General features: G+C 65.3%; 12 protein-coding genes. 8 read left to right on the top strand and 4 right to left on the bottom strand.

Annotated elements, in window-relative coordinates:
- Positions 1-611, top strand: a 611-nt coding sequence (locus tag DYI24_RS11850) for an AMP-binding enzyme (protein WP_164572423.1), incomplete at its 5' end; no start/stop codon positions are given.
- Between the two features lie 113 nt (positions 612-724).
- Here DYI24_RS11850 and DYI24_RS11845 read toward each other — a convergent pair.
- Complete coding sequence (locus DYI24_RS11845) at positions 725-1,828, bottom strand: HD domain-containing protein (RefSeq protein ID WP_107346352.1); 1,104 nt, start codon at positions 1,826-1,828, stop codon at positions 725-727.
- A gap of 219 nt (positions 1,829-2,047) precedes the next feature.
- Here DYI24_RS11845 and DYI24_RS11840 point away from each other — a divergent pair, with 219 nt between their 5' ends.
- Together DYI24_RS11840 and DYI24_RS11835 are read left to right on the top strand one after the other, a co-directional pair.
- The gene (locus DYI24_RS11840) at positions 2,048-2,416 is read left to right on the top strand and encodes a hypothetical protein (RefSeq protein WP_164572422.1); all 369 of its coding nucleotides are present in this window, start codon (positions 2,048-2,050) and stop codon (positions 2,414-2,416) included.
- Positions 2,417-2,471: 55 nt separating this feature from the next.
- Positions 2,472-3,143, top strand: a complete 672-nt coding sequence (locus DYI24_RS11835; protein WP_164572421.1) for a dienelactone hydrolase family protein — start codon at positions 2,472-2,474, stop codon at positions 3,141-3,143.
- Between the two features lie 28 nt (positions 3,144-3,171).
- Here the strand turns inward: DYI24_RS11835 and DYI24_RS11830 are convergent, their stop codons facing one another.
- From DYI24_RS11830 to DYI24_RS11820, 3 genes are all read right to left on the bottom strand, one after another.
- Positions 3,172-3,804: a polysaccharide biosynthesis/export family protein gene (locus DYI24_RS11830; protein ID WP_164572420.1), complete on the bottom strand. Its 633-nt coding sequence runs from the start codon at positions 3,802-3,804 to the stop codon at positions 3,172-3,174.
- A 131-nt stretch (positions 3,805-3,935) separates the two neighbouring features.
- A complete protein-coding gene (gene msrA, locus DYI24_RS11825) occupies positions 3,936-4,592 on the bottom strand; it encodes a peptide-methionine (S)-S-oxide reductase MsrA (protein ID WP_164572419.1) in 657 nt (218 codons plus the stop codon).
- Between the two features lie 168 nt (positions 4,593-4,760).
- A complete protein-coding gene (locus DYI24_RS11820) occupies positions 4,761-5,078 on the bottom strand; it encodes a hypothetical protein (protein ID WP_107357337.1) in 318 nt (105 codons plus the stop codon).
- Between the two features lie 364 nt (positions 5,079-5,442).
- On the opposite strand from DYI24_RS11820, the gene rpsT reads away from it, so the two are divergent.
- The 5 genes from rpsT to DYI24_RS11795 form a co-directional block, all read left to right on the top strand.
- Positions 5,443-5,709 (top strand): 30S ribosomal protein S20, encoded by a 267-nt coding sequence (rpsT, locus tag DYI24_RS11815; protein WP_107346358.1) that lies wholly within the window; start codon positions 5,443-5,445, stop codon positions 5,707-5,709.
- A gap of 1,235 nt (positions 5,710-6,944) precedes the next feature.
- Entirely contained in the window at positions 6,945-8,363 is a 1,419-nt protein-coding gene (dnaA, locus tag DYI24_RS11810) for a chromosomal replication initiator protein DnaA (protein WP_107342279.1), read from the top strand.
- A 212-nt stretch (positions 8,364-8,575) separates the two neighbouring features.
- On the top strand, positions 8,576-9,694 hold the full coding sequence (gene dnaN / locus DYI24_RS11805) for a DNA polymerase III subunit beta (protein ID WP_164572418.1): 1,119 nt from the start codon (positions 8,576-8,578) through the stop codon (positions 9,692-9,694).
- A 199-nt stretch (positions 9,695-9,893) separates the two neighbouring features.
- Positions 9,894-11,033 carry a DNA replication/repair protein RecF gene (recF, locus tag DYI24_RS11800; RefSeq protein ID WP_164572417.1) on the top strand — a complete coding sequence of 380 codons (1,140 nt, stop codon included), beginning with the start codon at positions 9,894-9,896 and terminating at the stop codon, positions 11,031-11,033.
- 216 nt (positions 11,034-11,249) lie between these two features.
- A partial coding sequence (locus DYI24_RS11795) for an ATP-binding protein (protein WP_246701232.1) occupies positions 11,250-11,874 on the top strand: 625 nt, incomplete at its 3' end.

Here is an 11,874-nt window from a genome sequence, read left to right as displayed (position 1 = left end):
CCATCACCCACGGCATCATCGCCGAAGCCGATCAGCCCAACACGCCGATGTCGATCGGCCGCGCTGCGCCCGAATACGCAATCCGCATCGTCGGCGATGACGGCGCCCCGACACGCGTCGGCGACACCGGCAATCTGCTGATCAAGGGCGTGCCGGGCCTGTCGCTGTTCAAGGAGTATCTGCACAACGAGACGGCGACGCGCGACAGCTTCGATGAGTTCGGTTACTTCATCACCGGCGACCGCGTGACTCGACTTGAGCACGGCGCAATTCGGTTCGGCGACCGTGCCAAGGACATGCTGAAGGTCGGCGGCGAGAATGTCGCGGCGTCCGAAATCGAGCAGGTGGTGATCACCGTGCCGGGCGTGCGCGAAGCCGCGGTGGTGGCCAAGAAACACCCGATGCTGGACGAAGTGCCGGTGGTATTCGTAATCCCGCAAGGCGGCGTCGCCGCGGCTCCGCCGGATTTTGCAGATCGCATCACCGCCGCCTGCGCGGCCGCGCTTGCCGACTTCAAGCGGCCGCGTGAAGTGCGGCTGGTCGACGACATGCCGCGCTCGACGCTGGAGAAGGTGGCGAAAGCCGAACTCCGCAAGATGCTGGCGGAGTAATCATCCCCGCGCGTCATTCCGGGGCGTGCCGCGAGGCGCGAACCCGGAATCTCGAGGTTCAGGACGAAGCAATTCGGGCCCGCTTCGCGCGTCCCGGAGATGACAGGGCCCGATCAGCCGCCCATCGCCACCGGGCGGAATGCCTGCAGCAGGCGCTGGTCGATCTTGCCGCCCATATTCTCCATCGTGATGAAGGCCTGCAGCGGCGACATCGGCTTGTGGTTCTTGCGCGGCGCGACCAGCGACGCGAAGATATCGACGATCGTGGTGATACGAACGATGTCGGCGATCTGATCGCCGTGCAGCCCATCCGGATAGCCCGAGCCGTCGAGCAGTTCGTGATGGTGCAGCACGACGTCGAGCGTCTCGCGCGGGAAGCTGCCTTCGGCGACCAGCGCCTCGTAGCCGAGCCGCGGATGCTCGCGATATTTGCGCAGCGCCTCGCCCTTCAGATTGTCGAGATTGTCGAGCGCCGAAACGTCAACATAGGCCTTGCCGACGTCGTACAGCAGCGCCGCGCGGGTCAGCCGGCGCTGATCCTCTTCGCGCATGCCGAGGTATTGCGCGAACGCCACCGCGAAGCCGGTCGCGAACAGGCACAGCCGATAGCTCTCGTCGTGATGACGGCCGACGGTGGCAAGCCATTCCCGGAGCGACGAGCGCTTGATCGCCTTGAGGATCGGGCCTTCCGCCTGCATCACGTCCTGGAACGTCAGCGGCTTGCCGTGCAGCCGCTCGAAGATCTTCACCAGCACCTTGTGGGCGGCGGTGACGCCGTCGCTCAGCGCTTCGGCGCGGGCGGTCGCGGTATCTTCGGAAGGATCAGGAAATGCCGACCGGACCCGCTGCAACAGATCGCGCGGATCGAACGGACGGGCGATGGTGTCGGTGGCGCCAAGCGCCCACGCCTGCATCGAACCGTGATGCAGCTCGTCGGCGAGCACGAACAGCCGCGGCATCGGCTGATAGGCCCCGCCGAGCAGCTTGCGCCGAACCAGTTGCACGCTGTCGGCCGAGCGCAGATTGATATCGACCACGATGCCCGACAGATCGCGCGCCGGCGCGTCCGGCAGGTGCGCCGTCGGCACGGTCTCGACCTCCGCCACGCTCGCCAGAATGCCCGCGATGTCGACGCTGCCGTCACGGCGATCGGACGCCAGCAACAAACGCCGGCGCGGCGCAGGGTTGGAGGCGGGCTGTCGGGCTAATGCATTCATGAAGGTCACCGGGATTGCTACCGTTGGCAGGTAATGTCCTTACACTAACGAGAAACTGGTTCCCTGAGATTAATGGGCGTTGTTAACGAGCCGTGACCTTCGCGATTCACATTTGATACAATGTCAAAACCGTGATTATGCGAGGTCTCGCTCTGACCAGCCGCAGCGTTATGATTGCTGTGACAGAGTGCCGTGATGAATGGGGCGGAACAGGGACAGATGACTGCGACAAATCTAGCGATCGCACCTCGGCTCTGTGGGGCTGCAACTCTGGCGGGCGCGCTGCTGCTATCGGCCGCGCCGTCGTTCTCGCAACAGCCCGCGGTGACCGTCCCGCCGCCATTCGTTGCGACGCTGTCCAACACAACGCCGCTGGTGTTCGGCATGGATGCCGACCAGGCGGCCACAGCGCTCGGGATGCCGCTCAACTACGTCAGCGGCAAGCCCGGCGACGAAATCTTTCTGGTGATCCGCACCCAGGGCGGCAGCGGCTTCTTCGACCGCCGCGACCGGCTGTATCTGCAATTCCGTCACGGCCGGCTGGCAGGATGGAAGGGCGACTGGGGCCGCAACTGGATGTGGCGCTAACCGCCGCCAGCTTCGTCGCACCGACCTCATCATCAACAAGCGCAAAGGATCACCCGTGGGGCACGACATCACGCTGAAGGCTGCTGACGGTTTCGAACTCGGCGGTTATCGGGCCGATCCCGCCGGCACGCCGAAAGCCGCGATCGTGGTGATCCAGGAGATCTTCGGCGTCAATCATCACATCCGCAACGTCTGCGACCGCCTCGCCGCGGAAGGCTACGTCGCTCTCGCGCCGTCGATCTTCGATCGCAGCGAGCGCAATTTCCAGAGCGGCTATTCGCCGGACGAGATCGCGGTGGCGCGCAAGTTCGTCGGCAATCCGGACTGGCCGGCGATGCTGCGCGACACTCAGGCGGCGATCGACGCCGTTAACAGTGTCGGACCGGTCGGCATCATCGGCTTTTGCCTCGGCGGCAGCGTCGCCTATGCGGCGGCCACCAAGCTGCACGGGCTGAAGGCCGCGGTCGGCTACTACGGCGGCGCTATCGTGCGTTTCGCCGACGACAAGCCATTGGTGCCGACGCAATTGCATTTCGGCGAAGAGGATTCCGGGATTCCGCTCAGCGACGTCGACGCGATCCGGACCAAGCGGCCGGAAGTCGAGATCCTGGTCTATCCGGGCGCGCAGCACGGCTTCGGTTGCGACGAACGCGCCAGCTACGACAAGCCGAGCTCAGACCTGGCGTGGCAACGCAGCCTGGCGTTCTTCGCCGCGCACCTGAAGTAAGGCAGGATCGGACAGCGCACTCGCCGGCTCAGAACCAGCGTTCGCCGACATAGACGGTGTCACCGGGGCTCAGCGGCGTGCCGAGCGGCACCACCTCGCGCACCATGCCGCCGCCTTCCGGATGCGTCACCGTGACCCGGTCGCGCTGGGCGCGCGGGGTGAAGCCGCCGGCAATCGCAACCGCGCTCTCGACGCTCATATGCGGTACGTATGGGTATTGGCCGGGCGCGGTGACCTCGCCGAGGATGAAGAACGGCCGATACGATTCCACTTCGACCGCGACCGACGGCTCGCGAATGAAGCCGCGGCGTAGCCGCGCGGTGATTTCGGCCGCGAGACCGGCGGGCGTGCGACCGCGTGCCGGCACCGCGCCGATCAGCGGCATGGTGATCGAGCCGGCGGCATCGATCGCGTAGGTGTTGGTGAGCCCTTCCTGGCCATACACGACGACGCGCAGCCTATCGCCGGCGTCGAGCCGGTACGCCGGCTCCGCCCCGCTCGGCGCCGCATAGGCAGCCGCCATCGGCGGAACGCCGCCGCCATAGGCCATGGTGTCGAGGGTGTTTATCGCGACCGGCCCAGGCCGCCGCATGCAGCCGCCCAGCGCGAGCGCGGTCGCCACGATGATCATCGATACTTGAAACGCGCCTACGACACGCACTGGAGCTATCCCTTGCCACGAGACAGCTTCGTTTATGCCCCGTTAGGGTTAACAAACGGTTTGGGTTTGGCTTGCGCCCCCGTACTCGCGCGAGGCCCGTCCGCCGCCGAGGCGGCGGACGAACGCGATCGTCAGGCGGTGACGCCGACTCCGACCGGGCAAGACACACCGGTGCCGCCGAGCCCGCAATAGCCGCCGGGATTCTTGGCGAGATACTGCTGGTGGTAGTCCTCGGCATAATAGAAGGGGCCGGACGGCGCGATCTCGGTGGTGATCGGCCCATAGCCCTTGGCCTTCAGCGCCGCGCCATAGGTCGTGCGTGAGGCTTCCGCCGCCTGCTTCTGGTCGTCGCCGAACGTGTAGATCGCCGAGCGATACTGCGAGCCGACGTCGTTGCCCTGCCGCATCCCCTGGGTCGGGTCGTGGCTTTCCCAGAAGGTCTTGAGCAGCGCCTCGTAGGAGATCTTGGCCGGATCGAACACCACCAGCACCACTTCAGTGTGACCGGTGCGGCCCGAGCAGACTTCCTCGTAGGTCGGATTGGGCGTGAAGCCACCGGCATAGCCCACCGCGGTGCTGTAAACGCCGTCGCCGAGCTGCCAGAACTTGCGCTCGGCGCCCCAGAAGCAGCCGAGCCCGAACACCGCCTGCTGCAGGCCTTCCGGGAACGGCGGCTGCAGCCGGTTGCCGTTCACGAAATGCGTCCGTGCCGTCGGGATCGGCGTCGGCCGGCCCGGCAACGCCTCGTCGGCACTCGGCATCGCGGTCGATTTGCGCATGAAGAACATCGAAGACCCTCCCGGCGCGGCCGATGGCGGCGGGTGCCGCGCGTCCGCGCCCGCATGATGGCGACAGCCGAGCCTCAGCGTGGCGCTGATGCAATCGGCTCTCAACTCAATTTCAGGATATAGGTGTCTTCGCAGCGGCGGCGAGATTGTTACGCCGCGCTCCGCCCGTCAGTCGCGGGCGTAGCCGATCAGCGGCTTGCGCGGGCGGAACAGTAGCATCAGCGCCAGCCCGATCACGCCCAGCACCGCGAAGGTCGGCTGCGTCAGCACGAACTTGGCCACGTGGGTCCAAAGCCACGGCGCGGTCTGCTCGACCCAGTCGCGAAACGACTGCTGGCTGGCCTGGTGGATGTCGTTCCAGAAGTCGCCGAGCTTGGTCCACTGCACCGAATTGTCGGCGACCGACCGCGCGCCGTCATAGACCAGGAAGATGAACCCCCCGGTCAGGAACAGCAGGCCGATCAGCCGAAAGAAGCCGCGGATCATCTCAACCACCCCGATCAGAAATTCGCCTGTGCCCCAGGCCGGGCTTACCGGGCGGAACGGCAGAATTCAACCTCGCCAGCAACTTGGAGCACATCTGGAGTGCCTCAGGCCCTGGGCCGGAACCGCCCCGCGCCCTAGAACCGCGCGTCCCCGTTGACGCTGGAAGGCACTGCCAGTATAACGCGGCCGATGGCGGTAGGGGCGATCCTGCCGCCGCTGTTCTTTGGGCGGCGCCGTGAATTGCGGCCGTGTCGGCTCCGGGAGCATCTTCAGCAACATCCGGAACACACGGCGCGTCGCGATTGCGGCTCCGCCAATCAGCCCCGGCCGCTCGAGCAGAGGCCGCTGCAGGATTTGAGAGATCATGGCTAATACGTCTTCCGCCAAGAAAGCGACCCGCAAGATCGCCCGGCGCACCGCGGTGAACAAGTCGCGTCGGACTCAGATGCGTGGGTCGGTCCGGACCGTCGAAGAGGCGATCGCGAGCGGCGACCGCGAAGCGGCGCTGAAGGCGATGGCTCGCGCCGAGCCCGAGCTGATGCGCGCTGCGCAGCGCAACATCATCCACCGGAACGCCGCGAGCCGGAAGGTGTCGCGCCTGACCCACAGCATCGCCAAGCTGGCGAAGTAATTCTCACCATCATCTTGGATGGTTTCGATGCCCGGCTCTGCCGGGCATTTTCTTTTTCGGCGACAGCTTGCGCCAGCATAGTCATACTCGCCGCGCCCGGTCGTGTAGTTGCTCGCTCGATTACGGTACGCGCTCGCTCATAATTTGAATCGAATGACGCGCGTCTTCGCCGTCACCTGCCTCGTTCCGGAACAACACACCATCAAGCGTCAACCCTGCTTGACGCGCGGCTCAAGAAAACGCTGCGGCACAGCAGGAACTCCGATTTTTGTCGGACTCGCTTGACTTTCGACGCGCGCTTCCTCGTGCAACTACGCGGTCGTTTGTGACAAGGGTTACCCTGTCCGAGCGCTCACAAAAATCCGCGGCGAGCGAACCACTTATCGGCAAAGCGCGGACGACCATTTGGAAAACGCCCCCGCCCGAGCGTCAAAGGTAAAGGATTCATGAAATTCTTTTAGGCACGCGGCCAAAATGTCACGCTCGCAGCGCACATCGAATCTATGCACAGATTCAAAATCTTGCCGATCCCGAAGTGATTAGTTGCCTGTTCTGCTACCGGTCGAGGCGAAATCTTCACCCTCCCCTCGGAATCATATCCATTGCAGCGGAGGGGCCGTCGTGGTTTTCATAGTCCACCCGCGACGCCCACGGCTCTTCAGATCAGCGCGGTTTGAGAACCAAGGGCGGACATGCAAATCGGCGGCGGTGTGCATGTTGGTGGCTTTTCCAAATGACGGTCGACCTGCAACTCATAGCAATATGGGGCCGGCGAAGCCGTGTCTGAATTCAAGCGGAAGCCTTCGTTCGAAGGTTTCTAACGAACGACGGCACCGGCGATCCATCGGAATGCAGACGCAGTCTTGGTGAGAGCATCGACGCGGTTTTGTTTTGGCGACGTCTGGCCGCGCGCAAGCGCGGCGAGAGGGGGAGGTTTCATGAGCACCGAAGTCGACGTATCATTCGAACCTGCCGATCATCCGGTTGAATTTTCCGCCTTCGCGGGCCATGCGTTTTTCAATAGTCATTGCCGTGCTCACACTCCGGTTTATCCGTCGAGTCCTCCGCTGAGCTGACCTTTTTCCATCTCTCTTCGGCCCTGATCTGACGCCGGCTGCTTCAGCCGAAGCGGCGGAGCCATGTCCGAACTCAACTCGCTGGTCGCGGCGATGGCGTGAGCCGTCATGGCTCGCCGCTGCGATGGCCCGTAACTCTGGAATTGAAAAGCTGCTGAAATGTCGAACATGGAACAGGATCGCTGGTCACGCGTGAAGGGCCGTTTGCGCTCGAGCGTCGGCGAGGACGTTTATTCGAGCTGGTTCGCGCGGATGGACCTCGAAAGCGTCCAGGACGAGAGCGTGCACCTGTCGGTGCCGACCCGGTTCCTGAAGAGCTGGATTCAGACGCACTACTCCGACAAGGTGCTGTCGTGCTGGCAGGCCGAACTGCCGGAGGTCAATCGCGTCGATCTCACCGTACGTTCGCCGGTGCGCTGTGCAGCGCCCGCCAAGGAAGCGCCGGCGCCGGTGGAGAGCCGCCGCGATGAGCAGCGCCCGTCGGCTGAACGCAGCAACGGCGCGACGCCGGTCTCGGCCAATCACGATGCGCTCGGCGGCTCGCCGCTCGATCCGCGCCTGACCTTTGCGAGCTTCGTGGTCGGCCGCTCCAATACGCTGGCGCACGCCGCCGCCAAGCAGGTGGCCGAAGGCCGCCGCGGCGACCCGGTGATGTTCAATCCGCTCTACATTCACTCCGGCGTCGGTCTCGGCAAAACCCATCTGCTGCAGGCCGTGACCTGGGCCGGCAATGCCGGCACCGAACGCAAGGTGCTGTATCTCACCGCCGAGAAGTTCATGTACGGCTTCGTCGCGGCACTGAAGACGCAGACCTCGCTCGCCTTCAAGGAAGCGCTGCGCGGCATCGACGTGCTGGTGATCGACGATCTTCAGTTCCTGCAGGGCAAGACCACTCAGGCCGAGTTCTGCCACACGCTGAACGCGCTGATCGACGCCGGCCGCCAGGTGGTGGTGGCCGCCGACCGGCCGCCGGCCGATCTGGAAAGCCTCGACGAGCGCGTGCGCTCACGGCTCGCCGGTGGCCTCGTGGTCGAAATGGCGCCGCTGGGCGAAGATCTGCGCCTCGGCATCCTGCGCTCGCGCGTGGTCGCGGCCCGCACCCATCACGTCAGCTTCGACGTGCCGCAGCCGGTGCTCGAGTATCTCGCGCGCACCATCACGCATAACGGCCGCGATCTCGAAGGCGCGATCAATCGCCTGCTCGCGCACTCCAAACTGAACAATCAGCCGGTGACGCTGGAGATGGCCGAGCACGAAGTGCGCGACCTGATCCGCCCGTCCGAGCCGAAGCGCATCAAGATCGAAGACATTCAGCGCATCGTGGCGCGGCAGTACAATGTCAGCCGCTCCGATCTGTTGTCGTCGCGCCGGACCGCCAATGTGGTGCGGCCGCGTCAGGTCGCGATGTATCTGGCCAAGACGCTGACGCTGCGCTCGCTGCCGGAGATCGGCCGCCGCTTTGGCGGGCGCGACCACACCACGGTGCTGCATGCCGTGCGCAAGATCGAAGGGCTGGTGTCGAAGGACACCACGCTGTCGGACGAGGTCGAATCCCTGAAGCGCCAGCTTCAGGAGTAAGGCGCTCGCGCTCGCTGCAGCCGGCCTTCATTCTCGGGCCGAATCTCGGGGAAATTTGCGCCGGCGGCGGTCGCGTGCTCTTGCGTCGATCGCTCAACCACGCCACCCTGCGGACCCCCCGCGGGGTCCGGGCGACCTCAGCGGGTGCCAATGGCCTTGGCGCCGCAACGGCTGCCGGGCACCTCCATCATATCCGGCAGCTTCATCACACGATGTGGGCGCGGAGCAGGCGGGTTTTGCTGTTGAAGTCGGTGAGCCACGTGCATCGCGGGGTCGAGCGCCGCAACACCATCCCGAGCCTCGGCAACGTGCTGGTGCGCGCCGAAAACGCGCAGCTCGCGCTGAAGGCGACCGACCTCGACCTCGAGGTCACCGAGACGCTGCCGGCCGAAACCGCGACCGCGGGTTCGACGACCGTGCCGGCGCACATGTTTTACGACATCGTCCGCAAGCTGCCGGACGGCTCGCAGATCGTGCTCGAGAGCGACGGCGACCGCTCGGTGCTGGCGATCCGCGCCGGCCGCTCGCGGTTCACGCTGCAGACGCTGCCGGAGAGCGACTTCCCGGATCTCGCCGCCGGCGAGATGAGCCACGCCTTCCGGCTGCCGGCCTCCGACGTCAAGCGGCTGATCGATCGCACTCAGTTCGCGATCTCGACCGAAGAGACCCGCTACTATCTCAACGGTATCTATCTGCACACCGCCGGTAGCCCCAAGGCTTCGAGCTTGCGTGCGGTTGCGACCGACGGCCACCGGCTGGCGCAGCTCGACCTGACGCTGCCGAGCGGCGCCGACGGCATGCCGGGCGTGATCGTACCGCGCAAGACCGTGGGCGAAGTGCAGCGGCTGATCGAAGATACCGAAGCCGAGATCGGCATCGAACTGTCGACCGGCAAGATCCGCTTCACGCTCGGCAACGTCGTGCTGACCTCCAAGCTGATCGACGGCACCTTCCCGGACTACGGCCGGGTGATCCCGCAGAACAACGACAAGGAACTGCTGGTCGACAAGAAGGACTTCGAAGCCGCGGTCGACCGCGTCTCGACGATCTCGTCTGAACGCGGCCGCGCCGTGAAGCTAGCGCTGTCCGCCGGCAAGCTGGTGCTGTCGGTGACCAATCCGGATTCCGGCAGCGCGACCGAAGAACTCGAAGTCGAGTACGCATCCGATCCGCTCGATATCGGCTTCAACTCGCGCTATCTGCTCGACATCGCCGCGCAGATCGAAGGCGAAGTCGCCGTTCTGAAGCTCGCCGACCCCGGCTCGCCGACCCTGATCCAGGACCGCGACTCCAAGAATGCGTTGTACGTCCTGATGCCTATGCGGGTGTAATACGAGCCGCTTCCATAGCACCATCGTCATCGCACGGTTGGAGCCGAATTCGTCATTGCCGGGCTTGACCCGGCAATCCATCTTCTTCGCGTGACCCAAGCGTTGCGGCCAGCGAGACGTCGCAGGATCTCGACGATAATTTTGTCCGCTGGCGCGGACGCTGGATTGCCGGGTCGAGCCCGGCAATGACACCCTCATCATGACCGCCGCCCGCATCACACGCCTGACGCTGACGCATTTTCGGAACTATCGCGGGGCGTCGCTGACCACGACGGCCGAGCAGGTGGTGCTCGTCGGGCCGAACGGCGCGGGCAAGACCAACTGTTTGGAGGCGATCTCGTTTCTGTCGCCGGGCCGCGGCTTGCGGCGCGCGACGCTGGAAGACGTCGCCGATCATGAGGGCGACGGCTCGTGGGCGGTGTCGGCCGAGGTCGAAGGTGCGCTCGGGCTGGCGACGCTCGGCACCGGGATCGAGCCGCCGCGCGGCGACACCACCACGACACGGCGCTGCCGCATCGACCGCGAACCGGTCGGCTCCGCGGCGGCGTTCGGCGATCATCTGCGCATGGTGTGGCTGACGCCGTCGATGGACGGGCTGTTCATGGGCGCGGCCTCGGAACGCCGGCGATTCTTCGATCGCCTGGTGCTTGCGATCGACAGCGGCCATTCGGCCCGGGTTTCGGCGCTCGATCGCAGCCTGCGGTCGCGCAACCGGCTTCTCGAAGACATCCGCAACGCCGACTCGCACTGGCTCGACGCCATCGAGCGCGAAACTGCGGAGCTTGCGATCGCGGTGGCAGCCCAGCGCGGCCAGACCGCGCTCAAGCTCGCCGCGATGCTCGACGCCCGCGGCGCCACCTCGGCATTTCCGTCCGCCAAGATCATGCTCGACGGCTGGATGGAGAACGCGCTGACCTCAGAGCCGGCGACCGCGGTGGAAGACCGCTACCGCGCCATCCTGCGCGACAGCCGCGGCCGCGACGCCGCGGCCGGCCGAACGCTCGACGGCCCGCACCTCACCGATCTCGAAGTGATCTACGCGCCCAAGGCGATGCCGGCGCGCGACGCCTCGACCGGCGAGCAGAAGGCCCTGCTGATCGGCCTGGTGCTGGCGCACGCGCAGCTCGTCGCCGAAACCACTTCGATCACGCCGCTGCTGCTGCTCGATGAAGTTGTGGCGCATCTCGACCCCGGCCGCCGCGCAGCGCTGTTCACCGAACTCGGCAAGCTCGGCGCGCAGGTTTGGATGACTGGCGCCGATCCTTTGGCGTTTGCCGAGATCGGTCCGGCAGCAGGCATTTTCGATGTCGAAAACGGGCGAATCAGGCCGCGCGGATGAGGCGCTGAGACGCGCAAAATCGGCAGCTTGGCCGCGGTTTGCAGCGGCCGCCGAATCGGCCTTCGCGAGGCTTGCGAACGCGGCTAAAATCTCTATCTCTTCAACGGGTTGAACGGCGCGACTTTGCGCTGGTGACGACCCACCTTTCATGGCACAAAAGAGCGCTTCGCAACGAATGGCGCACGCCGATTCGATCGCAATCCTGAAGGTCCCTGCATGACTGAACCTGCCCGGCAGCCCTCTGCCGAATCCGTGCATCCCGCGCCGGCCGAATATGGCGCGGAATCGATCCGGGTGCTGAAGGGCCTCGATGCCGTTCGCAAGCGGCCAGGCATGTATATCGGCGACACCGACGACGGCTCCGGCCTGCACCACATGGTGTACGAAGTCGTCGACAACGCGATCGACGAAGCGTTGGCCGGCCATGCCAGCCGCGTCGAGGTGATCCTCAACGCCGACGGCTCGGTGACGGTGCGCGACGATGGCCGCGGCATCCCGGTCGACATTCACAAGGGCGAAGGCGTGTCGGCAGCCGAGGTCATCATGACCCAACTGCACGCCGGCGGAAAATTCGACCAGAACTCCTACAAGGTGTCGGGTGGTCTGCACGGCGTCGGCGTCTCGGTCGTCAACGCGCTGTCGAGCAAGCTGATGCTGCGGGTGTGGCGCAACGACAAGGAGCACTACATCGAATTCGCCCACGGCGACGCGGTGGCACCTTTGAAAGTCGTCGGCGACGCCAATGGCAAGCGCGGCACCGAAGTGACCTTCTACGCCTCGGCCGAGACGTTCACGCACATCGAATATAACTTTGCCACGCTGGAGCACCGGCTGCGCGAAC

The sequence above is a fragment of the Rhodopseudomonas sp. BR0C11 genome, from assembly GCF_010820945.1.
GTDB classification, from domain to species: domain Bacteria; phylum Pseudomonadota; class Alphaproteobacteria; order Rhizobiales; family Xanthobacteraceae; genus Rhodopseudomonas; species Rhodopseudomonas palustris_H.
This window is presented reverse-complemented; position numbering and strand designations above follow the sequence as displayed.